Origin of the sequence: Lactiplantibacillus plajomi, from assembly GCF_005405405.1 — a bacterium.
GTDB lineage: Bacteria > Bacillota > Bacilli > Lactobacillales > Lactobacillaceae > Lactiplantibacillus > Lactiplantibacillus plajomi.
Genome location: NZ_BJDZ01000008.1, coordinates 1 through 15,996 on the forward strand (window position 1 = coordinate 1; position 15,996 = coordinate 15,996).

The 15,996-nt window shown below is 48.6% G+C and carries 17 protein-coding genes; 11 read left to right on the top strand and 6 right to left on the bottom strand.

What is annotated here, in order from left to right; all coding sequences use genetic code 11:
- Window positions 1-111: 111 nt before the first annotated feature.
- Both FFM82_RS04460 and FFM82_RS04465 read left to right on the top strand, forming a co-directional pair.
- Window positions 112-321 (top strand): hypothetical protein, encoded by a 210-nt coding sequence (locus FFM82_RS04460; RefSeq protein ID WP_225425618.1) that lies wholly within the window; start codon window positions 112-114, stop codon window positions 319-321.
- A gap of 22 nt (window positions 322-343) precedes the next feature.
- Entirely contained in the window at window positions 344-763 is a 420-nt protein-coding gene (locus FFM82_RS04465; protein WP_137644673.1) for an Hsp20/alpha crystallin family protein, read from the top strand.
- Window positions 764-819: 56 nt separating this feature from the next.
- Here FFM82_RS04465 and FFM82_RS04470 read toward each other — a convergent pair whose 3' ends face one another.
- Window positions 820-1,170, bottom strand: coding sequence for a hypothetical protein (locus tag FFM82_RS04470; RefSeq protein WP_137644674.1), 351 nt, complete (start codon window positions 1,168-1,170; stop codon window positions 820-822).
- 155 nt (window positions 1,171-1,325) lie between these two features.
- Here FFM82_RS04470 and FFM82_RS04475 point away from each other — a divergent pair, with 155 nt between their 5' ends.
- From FFM82_RS04475 to FFM82_RS04485, 3 genes are all read left to right on the top strand, one after another.
- Window positions 1,326-1,847: a DUF1836 domain-containing protein gene (locus FFM82_RS04475; protein ID WP_137644675.1), complete on the top strand. Its 522-nt coding sequence runs from the start codon at window positions 1,326-1,328 to the stop codon at window positions 1,845-1,847.
- Between the two features lie 192 nt (window positions 1,848-2,039).
- On the top strand, window positions 2,040-2,789 hold the full coding sequence (locus tag FFM82_RS04480) for a LytR/AlgR family response regulator transcription factor (RefSeq protein ID WP_137644676.1): 750 nt from the start codon (window positions 2,040-2,042) through the stop codon (window positions 2,787-2,789).
- A gap of 10 nt (window positions 2,790-2,799) precedes the next feature.
- Entirely contained in the window at window positions 2,800-3,456 is a 657-nt protein-coding gene (locus tag FFM82_RS04485; RefSeq protein WP_137644677.1) for an HD domain-containing protein, read from the top strand.
- Between the two features lie 57 nt (window positions 3,457-3,513).
- Here FFM82_RS04485 and nfsA read toward each other — a convergent pair whose 3' ends face one another.
- From nfsA to ybaK, 3 genes are read right to left on the bottom strand one after another with little or no spacing between them, the layout of a single operon-like run.
- Window positions 3,514-4,254, bottom strand: coding sequence for an oxygen-insensitive NADPH nitroreductase (gene nfsA, locus FFM82_RS04490; protein ID WP_137644678.1), 741 nt, complete (start codon window positions 4,252-4,254; stop codon window positions 3,514-3,516).
- 20 nt (window positions 4,255-4,274) lie between these two features.
- The gene (locus FFM82_RS04495; RefSeq protein WP_137644679.1) at window positions 4,275-5,045 is read right to left on the bottom strand and encodes a hypothetical protein; all 771 of its coding nucleotides are present in this window, start codon (window positions 5,043-5,045) and stop codon (window positions 4,275-4,277) included.
- A 4-nt stretch (window positions 5,046-5,049) separates the two neighbouring features.
- The gene (gene ybaK / locus FFM82_RS04500; RefSeq protein ID WP_137644680.1) at window positions 5,050-5,556 is read right to left on the bottom strand and encodes a Cys-tRNA(Pro) deacylase; all 507 of its coding nucleotides are present in this window, start codon (window positions 5,554-5,556) and stop codon (window positions 5,050-5,052) included.
- A 121-nt stretch (window positions 5,557-5,677) separates the two neighbouring features.
- Between ybaK and FFM82_RS04505 the strand changes: the two genes are divergently transcribed.
- On the top strand, window positions 5,678-6,403 hold the full coding sequence (locus tag FFM82_RS04505; RefSeq protein WP_137644681.1) for a GntR family transcriptional regulator: 726 nt from the start codon (window positions 5,678-5,680) through the stop codon (window positions 6,401-6,403).
- Between the two features lie 236 nt (window positions 6,404-6,639).
- Window positions 6,640-9,006, top strand: coding sequence for a phosphoketolase family protein (locus FFM82_RS04510; RefSeq protein WP_137644682.1), 2,367 nt, complete (start codon window positions 6,640-6,642; stop codon window positions 9,004-9,006).
- A 73-nt stretch (window positions 9,007-9,079) separates the two neighbouring features.
- Here the strand turns inward: FFM82_RS04510 and FFM82_RS04515 are convergent, their stop codons facing one another.
- The gene (locus FFM82_RS04515) at window positions 9,080-9,982 is read right to left on the bottom strand and encodes an RluA family pseudouridine synthase (RefSeq protein WP_137644683.1); all 903 of its coding nucleotides are present in this window, start codon (window positions 9,980-9,982) and stop codon (window positions 9,080-9,082) included.
- Between the two features lie 132 nt (window positions 9,983-10,114).
- A complete protein-coding gene (locus FFM82_RS04520) occupies window positions 10,115-10,567 on the bottom strand; it encodes a universal stress protein (RefSeq protein ID WP_137644684.1) in 453 nt (150 codons plus the stop codon).
- A gap of 543 nt (window positions 10,568-11,110) precedes the next feature.
- Between FFM82_RS04520 and FFM82_RS04525 the strand changes: the two genes are divergently transcribed.
- From FFM82_RS04525 to FFM82_RS04540, 4 genes are all read left to right on the top strand, one after another.
- The gene (locus FFM82_RS04525; RefSeq protein WP_345368672.1) at window positions 11,111-13,573 is read left to right on the top strand and encodes a glucosaminidase domain-containing protein; all 2,463 of its coding nucleotides are present in this window, start codon (window positions 11,111-11,113) and stop codon (window positions 13,571-13,573) included.
- Window positions 13,574-14,045: 472 nt separating this feature from the next.
- Complete coding sequence (gene lplA, locus FFM82_RS04530; RefSeq protein WP_137644686.1) at window positions 14,046-15,059, top strand: lipoate--protein ligase; 1,014 nt, start codon at window positions 14,046-14,048, stop codon at window positions 15,057-15,059.
- A gap of 13 nt (window positions 15,060-15,072) precedes the next feature.
- On the top strand, window positions 15,073-15,456 hold the full coding sequence (locus tag FFM82_RS04535; RefSeq protein ID WP_137644687.1) for a hypothetical protein: 384 nt from the start codon (window positions 15,073-15,075) through the stop codon (window positions 15,454-15,456).
- Between the two features lie 14 nt (window positions 15,457-15,470).
- Entirely contained in the window at window positions 15,471-15,923 is a 453-nt protein-coding gene (locus FFM82_RS04540) for a hypothetical protein (RefSeq protein WP_137644688.1), read from the top strand.
- Window positions 15,924-15,996 lie beyond the last annotated feature (73 nt).

Consider the following 15,996-nt stretch of genomic DNA (forward strand, 5'->3'; position numbering starts at 1 on the left):
CAACTTGAAGATGAGTATCAAACTCAAATTCAAAATTTAGTCGTGGCATAGGACAAAAAAGTCTCTATTTAAATTGTCTATTTTATTGACAGGGGACCAGACTTCAATCAAATGGATGATGAAGATTGGGCGGAAGGATTTGAAAAGAAAATCTCAGACGCCTTCTTAAAGGTCGAGAATGAAGACCCTTACATCTATTTTGAACAGTTTGACTTTAAGGGTGGCGACATTGATTCAATCATTTTTGATATGGACCAAGTCGGTAAGCGGGAAAACGCACTCCAATTACTTGCGGACGCCATTCACCAGAAGGCCTATTAATTAATTACGTGGAGGTTTTGCCATGTTCCAGTTCTCAATCAAGCGCCAGTTGAAAAGCTTATGGCCCGTTCAACTTGCTAGTCGGACTAAGCACGACGTTGAAAATGCCGTGAATTCGTTACTAGTGATGCGGACGGACGTGGTTGCTCACGATGACGCCTATACCGTAACGGCTGAATTACCCGGTTTTGATAAGGAAGACATTACGGTAACTTATCGTGACGATGCCCTGACAATTACGGCCAGTCAGTCATCGGGTGAGGTGCTCGATGACGACGGTCGGATACTTCGGCGTGAGCGGCGAGCCAGTCGCTTAACCCGTCGTTTTCGGCTGACTAACGTGGTTGCAGACCGGGTTAGTGCGCATTACCACGGCGGGTTATTAACGGTCACTTTGCCGAAAAAGGTCCGTGATCAAGCGGGTCACATTGAAATTCAATGAGGCAAGCAATAAGCCCTTGGAACCAGGTTGGCTCCAAGGGCTTATTTTTGTCGTACTTAGGATTCTTCCGTGGGCGCTTCGGCTTGCTTATTGGCGTCCGAAAGACTCATCTGAATCGTTTTGGGACGGTCTTTAATAATCACGATAGTGCCTTTACCGAGAAAGTCCTTAGGACCGCTGTACGCCATCTCGTATTCCTTTGCGAACGAACCGGCCTTTTGCAAGGTCATAAAGAAGATCTTGTCGTCTTCGTAATCATCGCTAAACATGACGGCGATGGTGGCGTCGATCAGAATCTTTTCCTGCCGCATGGCTTTCAACCGGTCCCATAAACCGGCAATCACGGCTTGGGGAACCCGGGCTTTGACGTCGTCACCGACGCGTAATTTCTTGGTCATTTCATACATAATTAGTGGACCTACTTTTCTAGAGATTTGTCACGTCATTCATAAATAATACCATAGAACCCCCCATTAGCGGTAAAGAGCTGTTTTAACGTTATCTAGTTTACAAGACTAGTTTATCTGTATATAATGATGGTAATAAGTTAGGAGGGATTTAGATGACGGAACGAACATACGAAGCGTGGCGTCAACGGATGCGCAAGGTCGTGTTACCGAAATGGACGGAGCTCCCGAATTTCGACCTGTACATGGATCAGGTGTTACTGCTCATTAACGAAACCTTGCAACCGCTGGGGGTTGATCCCGTGACCGCCGCCATGATCAATAATTACGTCAAGCATAAAGTGATTTTGTCACCGGTGAAAAAGAAGTATCAAATCATGCAGCTCGCCGACATTATTGTCATCAGTCTCCTCAAATCAAGTTACCCGTTGGATCAGATTCGCCGGGGGATTGACCAGGTCACGGCGACCGGGTACCCGAAGCGGGCGTACGATAACTTCATCGAAGCCTTAACTGGCCAATTAAAAGATCCCGATGCACCGGTAAGCGTTTCCGACGCTAACCCAAGCGAAAGCCTGACCGCGGCGGCGGCACAGTTGATCGTGACCAAGTTGCGGACGGATGAATTGCTACGAATCAACCAGGCGATGGTCACCCCGAAACAAATTGAAAAGTAGCGGATTTAACGGGAAGGCGTGGCCGGAAGCGGTGATCAATTCCCGTTTTTAGTTGCCGTTAACGAACAGCTCTAGTATCATTTAAACGAGGAAAAGATAATTGCAACCAACTAAAATGACGATTAAGATGAACCAAAAACTTCCCGTTAGTTTATTTGGGAACTATCTTAACGATTAGGAAGAGTGATTGACATGAAGGTGTTTATCAGCGACGATCAGGAACCGCAACGTCTCTGGTTAACGGACATCATTACGGCCCAGTTAGACGCGCTGCATTTTGACTATCAAATGGCGAGCGTTTGGCAACCCAACGACGTTTTAGCAGCCGTTAAAGAAAGTAGCGGTCCCAATATTTATTTCTTAGACATTGTTTTACAGCGCGAAATTAATGGGATTCAACTGGCGTCTAAAATCAGGGACTACGATCCGGACGGCTTTATCGTTTACGTCACGGTTCGTGATGATATGATGCCGGCAACGCTGAGTGCGATGACCACACCAACCGGTTTTATTTCAAAGACCCACATGTTTGATAAAGCGGCTTTTATTCCGGAAGTACGCGCAGTCTTACAGGTGATCCAAAAGCGGTTCGTTAAATACCAACAACGTCCCGAGCCGTCGTTAACGGTTCGCAGCGGGGCGTTGTTATTAACCTTGCACTTGAAAGACATCGTTTACTGCGAAAAAGTTCACGGCTTGCGGACGACCCGCATCGTGACGACCGACCAGGCTTACGTGGTTCGTAAAAATTTGAGTACCATTAAGGCTCAGTTGACCAACGGCCGGTTTTTTAACGAGTTTCAAAGTTACGCGTTAAACTTAGAACAAGTGGTGACCGTGGACTTCAATAAGGGACGGGTTCGGATGCAAAATGGTGACCGGCTGTCCTTTAGTCGCGGGACCATCAAAAAATTACGGCGGGTCTATCAGACTCAGGAATAGGGCGAACAAAATGATTTCAAATGAACAACTAGCAACGATTAAAACGTTTGCGTTGGCGCGGTTAGCTAACGACCATAGTGGCCACGGTAGCGACCACTTGCAACGGGTCAACCGGCTTGCTAACCGGCTCGCAACGGCGGAGGGTGCCGACCTGAACTTGACGCTAGCGGCGGCTTGGTTGCACGACGTGATCGATGATAAGTTGGTGACGGATGCCAGCGCTGCGCACCAAGAATTGGCGCAGCGGTTGACGACTTGGCGGGTGCCGGAAGCCGACCAGGCGGCCATTTTCGATATTATCGACCACATGTCGTTTAGCAAGTCGTTTAACGGCCCACAGAACTTGAGCTTGGAAGGACAGATCGTTCAGGACGCCGACCGTTTAGACGCTATCGGGGCGATTGGCATTGCGCGGGCCCTGTATTATTCCGGCCACGTCGGTGAAACGATTTATGATCCGGCCATCGCACCGCGGGAGCACCTAACGAAAGCGCAGTACCGACAGCAGCCGGGGACGGCCATTAACCATTTTTACGAAAAATTGTTTAAGTTGGAAGGGTTAATGAATACGGCGGCAGCCAAGCAGTTAGCGGCGCACCGAACGGCGGTCATGCGCGAGTTTGTTGCTCAGTTTAAAGCGGAGTGGCAAGCGGACGATCAGTATTAACGTATTAAAATGGCGACTGGGACGCTCCGAATTCGGAGTCCCAGTCGCCATTTTGAGTTAACGGGTCATAAATCCTTGGTGGTGCAAGTAATCGCGCATGTGTTGACGCGGGTGTGCGACGTAGCTATTCAGGGCCGTTTTTGACCAACTACGGTTCACCGGGTGGCCGCTTCGCTGGTCATAGTAGGCCGCGGTCGCCCGGTCGTAGTCGTTCACTAAGCTGAGTTTGTCTGCTTGGTAGTGGTTCTCGTGGTAGACGGCTGCTTGTGGCAGGCGTGGTTTGGGCGCGTTACGCGTCTTCGGATGACCGATCACCAGCCCGAAGACCGGGTAGACCCCCTTGGGCAGTTCGAGTAGTTCGGAAATCGCACTGATCCCGTCGCGGATACCACCGACGTAACAGGCGCCCAAGCCCTTGGATTCGGCCGCAATTACCATGTTTTGGGCGGCTAGGGCGGCGTCAACCGTCGCAACGATCATGGCATCACTTCCGGCTAGCGCGTCCGCCACGTCAACGCCGCTTTGTTCAGCTAACTGGTGGTTACGGTACTGGTCGGCACAGAAAATGAAGAGACTTTCGCCGCCCGCGACGAATGGCTGGTCACCAGCAAGCTTGGCAATTTTTGCTTTGAGTGCCGGGGTGGTCACCCCGATAATACTGTAAGCTTGTTGGTAGCTGGAGGTCGAAGCCATTTGGGCGGCAGCAACTAATTGGCTGGTTTCTTTTGCGGTCAACGGCGTGGCTTCAAAGTCACGGACCGAGACGTGATTCATTAAAGTTTGAATTGTTGGGTTCATAGGGTGCTCCTTTGGTAAGATTAATGGTCGGTAAAGCTGAACGTCAGGACCATGACGAGAATTGAAACGATCAGCGATGAGCCTAAAATGATGGCAACGGTTAGCCCCCAAGCGATGAGCGGCGCCATCCAGCCGGTCCAACCGATGAGGGTCGCCAGGCTGGTCAACACGACTAATCCCCCGCAGGTGCTGTATAAGCCGAGCGCACTATTTTCGTAATCGGCGGGGCTGAGGTCAAAGCCCCCGAGAATGATCGAGAGGCTGAGTAGCAATAGCAGTCCCAGCTGCCACCAATTCGTTGGACTGGTCATGAGCAGTTGTAAGCTTCCTTGCCAGTCGAGTTGTTCCGGGGTGGCTGCTAGGTGGACAATTGCCCGACCGATGCCGGGCGCCAACCAGAAGTCCAACCCAAGTAGGGCGGCGGTACAACCAAAAATTGGGGCGACGCCGATGAATAAGTTACCGATAACTTGGTACGGACTGTTGCGGTTCCAGGTGTGGTTGACGTAGCCCAGCGCCAAGTCGTCCGTTTGGTCGGCGTGCAGGTGCGGTAACTTGATCAGCCGAACCGATTGAATACCGTGGCGGAAAATCAGTGCGACGAATAAGTGGCTAATTTCGTGGAGCATGATGCCTAAAAAGCCGCAGTACACCTGACTGTTAATACCGAAGCGGTTGACCAGGTTGGCCTTGCTCCGCCGGTTGACCAGCGTCAGTAACCAGGCAAATACCGCCGGCACACCAATGACGATCGTTAGTACGATTAAGTTGTTCGTCAGCAGGTTGCCCACGTCATCACTCCATTATTTCGCCGAACGTTCCGTGAACGAGTTTACGTAAGTCGGACGCGTCGATTTCGATCGACCGGCCGATTTTACCGGATGAAACTAAAATTTTACCTTGTTGCTTGGCAATTTCATCAATGTAGATGGGGAACTTCTTAGTTTCCCAAATCCCGACCGGTGTATTGGCACCGTGTTGGTAGCCGGTCGTTTTCTCAAGGTCCTTGAGCGGAATCATACCGACCTTTTTATTTCCCGAAAGCTTGGCGAGTTTCTTATAACTTAAGTGTTCGTCAATCGGGAGGACGCCGACGAGCGGGCCGGTCTTATTGCCGATTAGGGCTAACGTTTTATAAATATGGTGTTCATCCACACCGAGGTGGTCAACTTGCAACTGTTCGACGTCGCCTTCGACCTGGGTCGGAAATTCGTATTGTTGGTAGCTAACGTTGGCTTTATCCAGAATCTTTTCGACCAGCGTTTTACCTAAAGCAGCGTTTTTTTTCTTTTTCTTTGACATTTAAATCCCTCACAAACATAAAATACGTTCCAATTTTTAAAATGGACCGGTTCAATTAACCGGAAGTGCTCAAAATCTGCTATACTGAAGGCAACCAATAATAACTTAAGGGGGGAGTCGCATGGCAGATTTAGTCTACCAACAGGTCATCACCGACCTCAACAAACGCATTATGGCTGATGAGTTTGCCAATAAAAAGTTGCCGGACGAGCGCAGCCTCAGCGAGCAGTATCAAGTGAGCCGTAGTTCCATTAAGCGGGCCCTTAACGTGTTAGCGAACCAGGGCTTAATTTTCAAAAAGCGTGGTTCGGGAACGTTTATCAATCCATTATATCTCAAAAACCAGTCCTCATTTAAATACGAGGGTACCAACTTGGGAATTACGGATAGTTTGAACACGGAAGGTGCCAAGCCCAGTATTCAATTATTAGACTTTAAGGTGGTTCCTGCAAGTCAAGAGTTGCAACAGGACCTATTTTTAACAGCGGACGAGTTTGTATACGAAATAAAGCGCTTACGCTTGCTGGACGACCAGCCGTTCATGATTGAATCGGGTTACATTCCAATTAAGCTGGTACCAGAATTGAACCGCCAAGTGGTCAGTGGTTCGATTTTTAACTACGTTCAGGAAACGCTTAACGCGGCGGTCACTAAATCGTTCCTATCAATCTCGGCGGATAGTTCTAACGACAACGATCAACAGTTATTGCAACTAAAGCCAACGGAACCGGTCGGGGTCATGAGCGGGATCTTTTTCTTGGACGACGGCACGCCGTTCGAGGTCTCAAATATGCGCTTACATTATCAGTATATGAAGTATACGACCTTCGTTTCAACCAACAGTTAGATGCCAAGTGTTGATTGTTTTTGCAAAAATATTGCCAAATTTATAAAGTTTTAGAAGTGCTGAAAAGTGGGATTTAACAAGAGTTAAAGCCTATTTTTTATTTTCCGGTCGTTTAATTGGACCGTTCCAATTAACAAAAAGGTTGACTTTTAAAGTTGAGTTGTTAGAATAGTACCTATAAACGATATCAATTACTCAATGAAAATCGTCAATCGCAAATTAAGGAGTGTTTTGAAATGGCAACAGATTACTCATCACCAGCATATTTGCAAGAAGTTGATAAATACTGGCGGGCAGCAAACTACCTCTCAGTGGGTCAACTCTATTTGAAAGATAATCCATTATTACAACAGCCGTTAAAGGCTAGCGACGTTAAGGTCCACCCAATCGGCCACTGGGGCACGATTGCCGGCCAAAACTTTATTTACGCCCATTTAAACCGGGTCATTAATAAGTACAATTTAAAGATGTTCTACGTTGAAGGTCCCGGTCACGGTGGTCAAGTGATGGTTTCCAACTCATATTTGGATGGTACTTACACTGATATTTATCCAGAAATCACGCAGGACGTCGAAGGGATGCAAAAGCTCTTCAAGCAATTCTCATTCCCAGGCGGGGTTGCTTCCCACGCGGCACCCGAAACACCGGGGTCAATTCACGAAGGTGGCGAATTAGGCTACTCGATTTCGCACGGTACCGGTGCAATCTTGGATAACCCGGATGAAATTGCGGCCGTAGTTGTTGGCGACGGCGAATCCGAAACGGGTCCGTTAGCCACTTCTTGGCAGTCGACTAAGTTCATCAACCCGATTAACGACGGGGCGGTATTACCGATTTTGAACGTCAACGGTTTCAAGATTTCTAACCCAACGATTTTTGGTCGGACGCCCGATGATAAGATCAAGCAATACTTTGAAAGCATGAACTGGGAACCGATTTTTGTTGAAGGTGACGATCCTGAGAAGGTTCACCCAGCAATGGCTAAGGCCATGGACGAAGCGGTCGAAAAGATCAAGGCCATTCAAAAGAATGCCCGCGAAAATAACGATGCCAGCTTACCAACTTGGCCAATGATCGTCTTCCGTGCACCTAAGGGCTGGACTGGTCCGAAGTCGTGGGACGGCGACAAGATCGAAGGCTCCTTCCGTGCGCACCAAATTCCGATTCCCGTTGACCAAAATGACATGGAACATTCCGATGCCTTAGTTGACTGGTTGAAGTCGTACAAGCCGGAAGAATTATTTAATGATGATGGGACTTTGAAGGACGATATTAAAGCAATCATCCCCGAAGGCCAACTCCGGATGGCGGCTAACTCAATCACCAATGGTGGGGTCGATCCGAAGGCCTTGAACTTACCGGACTTCCGCGACTACGCTGTGGATACCAAGGACCGTGGCGCTAACGTAAAGCAGGACATGATCGTTTGGTCAGACTACTTGCGTGACGTCATCAAGAAGAACCCGGATAACTTCCGGTTGTTCGGTCCGGACGAAACGATGTCAAACCGCCTCTACGGTATTTTTGAAGCAACTAACCGGCAGTGGATGGAAGATATTCACCCCGATAGTGACCAATTTGAAGCCCCAGCAGGTCGAATTTTAGATGCTCAGTTATCTGAACACCAAGCTGAAGGCTGGCTAGAAGGTTACGTCCTGACTGGTCGTCACGGGTTGTTCGCTAGTTACGAAGCCTTCTTACGGGTCGTCGACTCGATGTTAACCCAACACTTCAAGTGGTTACGCAAAGCCAACGAACTTGATTGGCGTAAGAAGTACCCGTCACTGAACATCATTGCGGCCTCGACCGTTTTCCAACAAGACCATAACGGTTACACCCACCAAGATCCGGGTGCCTTGACCCATTTAGCTGAAAAGAAGCCGGAATACATCCGTGAATACTTGCCAGCCGATGCAAACAGTTTGTTAGCCGTTGGCGACGTTGTTTTACGGAGTCAGGAAAAGATCAACTACGTGGTTACTTCCAAGCATCCGCGGCAACAATGGTTCAGTATTGATGAAGCTAAGCAGTTAGTTGATAACGGCCTCGGCATTATTGACTGGGCAAGTACCGACCAAGGTAGCGAACCAGATATCGTCTTTGCCGCTGCCGGGACGGAACCAACGCTGGAAACCTTAGCGGCGATTCAGCTGTTACACGACAACTTCCCAGCGATGAAGATCCGGTTTATTAACGTGATCGACATCTTGAAGTTACGGAACCCTGAAAAGGATCCCCGTGGGTTGTCCGATGCTGAATTTGACCACTACTTCACCAAGGATAAGCCGGTTGTCTTTGCTTTCCACGGCTACGAAGACATGGTTCGGGACATCTTCTTTGACCGTCATAACCATAATCTTTACGTTCATGGTTACCGTGAAAACGGCGATATCACCACACCATTTGACGTGCGGGTCATGAACCAAATGGACCGTTTCGACTTAGCCAAGACGGCGATTGCCGCTCAACCAGCAATGCTCGAAACTGGGGCGGCCTTCGTTCAAGACATGGACAACATGCTAGCTAAACACCATGCGTACATTCGTGACGCCGGGACCGATTTACCGGAAGTTAACGATTGGCAATGGAAAGGTTTAAAGTAATTTACAAGAATTAAGTTAAAAAGTCACCCCAACAGCGGCAAGTGTGCCGGCGCTGTTGGGGTGACTTTTCTAATTAGTACGTTTTCAACCGTTCTAGGTCGTTAAAAATAGCGGGGAGCGGGGCGTTGACACGTACGCTTTCGCCCGTGAAGGGAATGATTAACTGCAATTCGATTGCGTGTAAGAGCAACCGGGGTGCCCGCTTCGCCAGCGGGTCGTAAAGCGGATCACCGATGATCGGGTGCCGGCTGGCGGCCAGGTGCACCCGTAGTTGGTGGGTACGACCAGTGTGTAGGTGTAATTCAACGAGGCTGTGATCCCCAGCCGTGGTTAGGACTTGGTAGTCGGTAACGGCGGGTTGGGCGTCCGCCGTATTGACCCAACGCTTCCGTTTATCCAGCGGGTCACGGCCAATCGGGGCGGTGAACTGCCCGCGGTCGGTCGCAAACCGACCGCGGACCCAGGCGCGGTATGTGCGCCGGATGGCTTTACTACTAATGAGCCGGTCTAAAATTGGGACGACAACCGGATTTAAAGCCACCAGCATTGCACCGGAAGTCATTTGATCGAGGCGGTGGACCATGTAAGGCGCCCCGGCTTGGGCTGCCGTTTGGGCTGCTAAAAAATTAAGCAGGGTGCCGGTCTCGCCCGGCTGGTTGGGGTGGGATTTAACGCCCGCCGGCTTATTCACCACTAGTAAATCAGCGTTTTGATACAAAATCGGTACCGTCTGGGTCGAATCGGGAAGGTACGCGGACTTTGGTGTTCGAAAATCGGTTGGCACAAAAACTAGCGTTAATTGGTCATTCGTGTGGACAATGGTCGCAACCGAGGCCGGTCGCTGGTTGACGATGATTCGGCGGCCCTGACGAAGTTGGCCCTGAATTCGTTTAGGAATCAGCCACGCTTTGAGGCAGGCCCGCACCGTTTGCTGATCAAGGGTCGCGGGAATGGGTAACGAGTAGGTCCAGTGCATGGTGGGGCTCCTTTCATGGTTAATGAAAAACGAGTGGGGCCAAAAGTCGGCTGACTTTTGGTGCCCGTTTTAATTACGGTTGTTCAGAGACGAAAGGAGGCCGTGACGTTTGTCACGGCCTCGCCTAGTCACTTACTTAGTTGCTGGTTTGACGATCAAAACGTCACAGACGGCATTACGACTCACGTAAGTCGTAACCGAGCCGACAACCAGTCGTTCAACGGCGGATAGCCCGGTTGAACCGATTAGAATCAGCTGGTTATGGTGGTCTGCCGGAAATTCACGGGCGATGACCGTCTTTGGGTTACCGAAGCGCACGTGAATGTCGACGTCGGTTACCCCGGCGTCTTCCGCCTCCTGCTTGAGTTCTTTCAAGCGTTCCTGGACGTCTTCCGATAATTTATAGATGACGTCGCCGCTAACGGCCCCGCCGTAAGTATCGCTAAATTGGTTGATTTCTAAGACGTTGAGGATATCTAAATGGGTTTGGTTACGTTTTGCAACTTCAATGCCCCGTTTTAAGACTTCTTCGGTGGCTTTTGAGCCATCAACTGGTACTAAAATATTTTGATATTGTTGTAACATAATGCGTACCCCCGTATGATGTGGCTGATAAATATGTTCATTTTATCATTAATTAGCGTCAGTGTAAGCGATTTTGACGGCCTTTTCAGAAAAAAGTCATTACTGTTTTGAAATTCGACCAACATTTTTTTAATTCAAACTGATTTTTGCTAACTTTTTTGTTACAAATAGCGGCGGGTATCCGCGGATGATGAAAACCTCTGTAATATTTGCAACGCTCATTATATTTTAATTATTATATCTGACGGGAATTGTAAAACGGGTAAACTATTGGTATTTTAGGCATCCGTACAAACCGGAGAAAATATAAGTGATTTATATATAATTTTTTTAATATACACAATACACATAACTGTAAAAAAATGTAATATAAATAAATCAATATTCCGTTATTTGATTTGAAGCACCATTCTGATAATGGTACGATAACCGTGTAGTTGAGGGGTTGTACAGCGTTTTTGGAAGTAAGATTTTGGAAATTAAGTTGTTGGTAGGATTGTTAAAAATCACAGAAAGTTTGGGGACTTACAATTGAAAATGGAAATGACAAAAATTGTTGCATCTTTAATGCTAAGTACAGCTTTATTGCCGATGATCAGTAGTAAAGCCACCACGACTAAAGACAGTGCAACGAGCACGACTGAACGAGTTCAACCCGTTGCGTCGTCAACTAGCGAACAGATGACAACGTTAAAAACCAATAGTACAAGTGCGGCTGCGTCAGTAGGTGCCGTTTCCGCAACTAGTACGGCGCCCACCAGTGCCGAATCAACCAGCACATCAGCGACGAGTGCCGTTGCGGCTGATTCAGTCGGTGCGACGCAAGCACCAGTTTCAGCTGAATCAGTGGCACCGACCGTTTCTGCGGCGCCGGTAACGAGCACGACGGCTTCAACCGCCCCCGCGGCCACTGAAACGACAAGTTCAGTAGTGGCTTCGACGGCACCAGCTAAGGATATTAGTTCAGCAGCGGCATCGACGGCACCAGCTAAGGATGATGGTTCAACGGCGGCATCGACAGCACCAGCTAAGGATGCTAGTTCGACAGCGGCATCGACGACACCAGCCAAGGATGTTAGTTCAACGGCGGTCTCAACGGCACCAGCCAAGGATGCTAGTTCAGCAGCGGCATCGACGGCACCAGCTAAGGATGCTAGTTCAACGGCGGCATCGACGGCACCAGCTAACGCGACAAGTACTGCACCTGTAAAAACGCCGACGAGTGTCGCGGGGACCCCAGCGCCTAAGCCTGCTAGTACAATCCAGAATAGTGTTGGTAAGGCCGTTAGCTCAACGCAACAGTTGAAACCGGTGATGGAATCGGCTCAGACGACTAATGCCGTCAATTATTACATGGTTCGCACGACCACCGGGGCAACCCGGGTCGTTTCCGAACAAGAATTTTTGAACGCCATTAAGGCGGGAGCTATTGAAACTTGGCGTAAGTACCGGGTGTTACCGTCAGTGACGGCGGCGCAAGCCATTCTTGAAAGTGGCTGGGGCAAGTCCCAGTTAGCGCAAAGTGGTCACAACTTATTCGGGATTAAAGGCAGTTATAACGGTCAGTCAGTTTACTTTAAGACCAATGAATGGAATGGGTCACAGTACATTACGGTGACGGCGGCATTTCGGAAGTATCCAAGTTGGGCGGCCAGTTTGGAAGACCACGGGGCGTTTTTAGTTGAAAATTCGCGTTATGCGAACCTACTCGGTCTTACGGATTACCGCCGGGTCGCAACGTTGATGCAACAGGATGGTTACGCAACTTCGCCGACTTACGCTAGTTCACTGATTAACCTGATTCAACAATACGGTTTACAAGCTTGGGATCAAGAAGCCCTTAGTGGTCAGCCTAGTGATTACCACGTGACTGCAGAAAACGGGCGTTACAAATTCACTAAGCCAACGAGTATCCACGTTGCAGCGGACAAGAACTCCGCGGTCGTTGGGACGTACGAAAGCGGTCAAACGGTTTATTACAATGCTAAGGTCCAAGTTGGTGGCCAGACTTGGTTGCAATATTTGGCCTATTCAGGTGGCTTACACTACGTTTTGATCAACGAAGTTGCGACGCCGGCACCAAGTAAGCCAGCGCCAGCACCAACGACCCCGGCGGATGGGTTACCTAACTCGGGGACGTTCAAGTTTAGTCGCGAAACCAATATTCGTAACGGCGCGTCTAAGTCCGCGGGAATTGTCGGGACGTACGGTGCCGGCCAAACGGTTCGTTATAACGGGAAGGTTCAGGCTGGTGGCTTAACTTGGTTACGGTACGTCGCCTATTCTGGTGCGACCCATTACGTTGCCGTTAGCGGTGATTTTGTCGCGGCGGCGCCTAAACCACAAATTCAGAAGGTCAGCGGGGCTTACCGCTTTAACCGGACGACGGCAATTAAGACCGCTGCTAACAGCGGTGCCCAAACGGTCGGCACGTACGGCGCTGGCGAAACGGTTTACTATAACGCCAAGGTAACGGTGGGAAATCAAACCTGGTTACGCTATAAGGCATATTCCGGCGCCACGCACTACGTTTTGGTGAGCGATGTTGCATCGACGAATAACGTTGCTAAGCCGCACGTTACCGCAACTAAGGGTGCTTACCGCTTTACTAAACCAACGGCAATTAAGGCGGCCGCGGATCGCAATGCCCGGACGGTTGGGACTTACTACACGGGTAATACGGTTTATTACAATGCAAAAGTAACCGTCAATGGACAAACTTGGCTCCGTTACCAGTCTTATTCTGGTGCGACCCACTACGTTGAAATTGACGGTGGTGCGCCAACCGCCACGACAACCAGTCCGGTAACCGCAACCCGTGGTAGTTTCCGTTTTTCCACCACCACCAATATTCGGACGGCACCAAGTACGCATGCAGCCCGGGTCGGTGAATACTACCCTGGTGACGTCGTTTATTACGACGGCAAGGTACGGGCGGAAGGCTACACTTGGCTCCGGTACCTAAGCCGCAGTGGGGCAGTCCACTACGTTGCGGCGATCCGTTAGGTCGTTAGTGAAAGAACCACTGTTATTTGACAATTGAATTATTTAAGCGCGATTGATGCGGACAACCTGGGTTTGTGATTGTGACCCAGGTTGTTTTTGGGACGTTGCAATCGCTTACATGGTGTGCTATATTGAATTTATCGGAAGAATCTAAGGTCAGTATTACCGTTACCCAATTGTTGTAACAAACCCGTCAAGTGATAGCTAGTGCAGTATACAGCGTTTCCGCTAATTTCGGATAACTGGCTGGCCAAAACTCCATCTATATGATGGCACGGATTATCCGCGGAGAACGGGTTGCCGCCAATCAGACCGTTCTGGGATGTGGATTGTGATTCAATGGTATTTGCGGAATGAAGAATTCCACGCGAAATTTTTTGAATGGTTCTTCCTAAAAAAGGCTCACGTTGTGGGTCCTTTTTTAATCTTAACTGATACTGGTCATAACTAAAATCTGAGGAGCTGAGTACTGATGTATTACGTTGCAATGAAAGATCACGAAATTGGTCGGAACCTCGCCACCGAACAATATTTAATGAATAATGTGGATTTTGACGAACCGTTAGTTTTGTTTTATTACGAAGAACCGTGCATTATTGTTGGCCGTAATCAGAATACTTTGGAAGAAATCAATGCCGATTATGTCCGCGAACACAACATTACGGTAACGCGGCGGTTATCCGGTGGTGGCGCGGTCTACCAAGACTTAGGAAATCTTTGCTTTAGTTTTGTGGTCGACAGCGATAGCCAAGAGTTTGGTGATTTTAAAACCTTTACTAAGCCAATCATTGATGCGCTCCATGACATGGGGGCAACGACCGCGACGGTCAGTGGTCGGAACGACTTGTTAGTTGATGGTAAGAAGTTCTCTGGGAACGCCATGTATTCGAAGAACGGCAAGACGTTCTCCCACGGAACTTTAATGTTGAACGTAGACTTAGGGGTCGTCCCACAAGCGTTGACGGTGCCAACCGATAAAATCGCGTCGAAGGGGATTAAGTCGGTTCGAAGTCGGGTCACCAATTTACGGCCATTTCTTGCGCCAGAATATCAAAATATTACCGTACCGGAATTCCAAGACGCGTTACTAAAGGAACTGTTCCACGTCAAGTCATTGGACGAAATTGCGGATAAAGCGTACCACGTGACCCCCGAACAACAAAAAGCCATTGATAAAATTTACGAAGACTATTATGCTAATTGGGATTGGGTTTACGGAAAATCACCAGAATTTTCCGTAAAGCGCCGCAAGCACTTTGATATGGGAACGATTGATGCTCGTTTAGACGTGAACGGTGGCCATATTAAAAATGTGAAATTTTACGGTGATTTCTTCGGTAGTGGTGACGTTCATGACGTTGAACAAGCGCTGACTGGAATTCGTTATGATCATGAAGTGATTGATGAACAGTTAGCTGGACTTGATTTAAACAAGTACTTTACCGGTATCCCACGGACGGATATTATCGATTTGATCGCCCAGTAATGGGAGTGATTTATTGAAGTTGACCCGCTTGGTTGCATTTGCGTTTGTTTCTTTTTTTTGTTACGGTATCGTCAATTGGATGATGTCCACCAGCCATTTTCACCTGCAGGCCAAGGCAATCTCAACGCCAGAAATGTGGCAGGGATTACTTATTGCGTTAGTCCTGTATTTTGTGGGAATTTTGGCCGTTTACGTAAACCGGATGCTTGGTTTTTACGTATTAGGTCTCGTACTCGTCATTTATTCACTGGGAATGATCAGTGCCCTGATTTCGGGGTATCAAAGTACGGCTGGCATGACGATCAAGTTATTATTAGAAATAGTTGGCGTTATTGGACTCGGATTGAACTTTTACACGCTAGTTCTACTAACACGCTGGCGACATAATAAGGAATAAGACGAGGGGAAATTATGCAACGAAATGTACAAACATTTATAGATGATGTTAAAGCCGAAAATGTCACGCAGACGTCCGTAACGGGCACCTACGAACATTTAACGGAGCAGGTCGGCGCTTGGCTGACTGCGTTTACAAAGACGGTTGCGACTGACCAGTTAACGCAGACGACCTTGACGGTAACCCACGAGCCCGTTATTAGCTTTCGCCTAGAGACCGGACTGATTAACCTACCATGGGCCAATCTAACGGAAATCGGCAAAGTAACGGCTGCTGAGGACACGTTACCGTTGAACGTTTATATGATTGCGGAATCCGAGGCGTTGCCTTCCGGATTGCGAATTGATGAGTTGGGCAGTGTGGCGGACGTATTGGCTGATCAGAATAGTGCGGAAAAGTTGTTAACGACTTGGTTAACTAATCAGCAGGCTCGCCTAGATCAGATTATGACGGCGGATAAAGCCTAAATTTTTACCTCAAATCAATCATATCTTTACAATGGTTTTGTATGATTAACTTGTGATATGGAGCCAAGCCAAA

Excerpts from the sequence above, each read along its gene's own strand:
- FFM82_RS04460 (WP_225425618.1), top strand. The coding sequence starts at position 112 with ATGGATGATGAAGATTGGGCGGAAGGATTTGAAAAGAAAATCTCAGAC.
- FFM82_RS04465 (WP_137644673.1), top strand. The coding sequence starts at position 344 with ATGTTCCAGTTCTCAATCAAGCGCCAGTTGAAAAGCTTATGGCCCGTT.
- FFM82_RS04470 (WP_137644674.1), bottom strand. The coding sequence starts at position 1,170 with ATGTATGAAATGACCAAGAAATTACGCGTCGGTGACGACGTCAAAGCC.
- FFM82_RS04475 (WP_137644675.1), top strand. The coding sequence starts at position 1,326 with ATGACGGAACGAACATACGAAGCGTGGCGTCAACGGATGCGCAAGGTC.
- FFM82_RS04480 (WP_137644676.1), top strand. The coding sequence starts at position 2,040 with ATGAAGGTGTTTATCAGCGACGATCAGGAACCGCAACGTCTCTGGTTA.
- FFM82_RS04485 (WP_137644677.1), top strand. The coding sequence starts at position 2,800 with ATGATTTCAAATGAACAACTAGCAACGATTAAAACGTTTGCGTTGGCG.
- nfsA (WP_137644678.1), bottom strand. The coding sequence starts at position 4,254 with ATGAACCCAACAATTCAAACTTTAATGAATCACGTCTCGGTCCGTGAC.
- ybaK (WP_137644680.1), bottom strand. The coding sequence starts at position 5,556 with ATGTCAAAGAAAAAGAAAAAAAACGCTGCTTTAGGTAAAACGCTGGTC.
- FFM82_RS04505 (WP_137644681.1), top strand. The coding sequence starts at position 5,678 with ATGGCAGATTTAGTCTACCAACAGGTCATCACCGACCTCAACAAACGC.
- FFM82_RS04510 (WP_137644682.1), top strand. The coding sequence starts at position 6,640 with ATGGCAACAGATTACTCATCACCAGCATATTTGCAAGAAGTTGATAAA.
- FFM82_RS04515 (WP_137644683.1), bottom strand. The coding sequence starts at position 9,982 with ATGCACTGGACCTACTCGTTACCCATTCCCGCGACCCTTGATCAGCAA.
- FFM82_RS04520 (WP_137644684.1), bottom strand. The coding sequence starts at position 10,567 with ATGTTACAACAATATCAAAATATTTTAGTACCAGTTGATGGCTCAAAA.
- FFM82_RS04525 (WP_345368672.1), top strand. The coding sequence starts at position 11,111 with ATGACAAAAATTGTTGCATCTTTAATGCTAAGTACAGCTTTATTGCCG.
- lplA (WP_137644686.1), top strand. The coding sequence starts at position 14,046 with ATGTATTACGTTGCAATGAAAGATCACGAAATTGGTCGGAACCTCGCC.
- FFM82_RS04540 (WP_137644688.1), top strand. The coding sequence starts at position 15,471 with ATGCAACGAAATGTACAAACATTTATAGATGATGTTAAAGCCGAAAAT.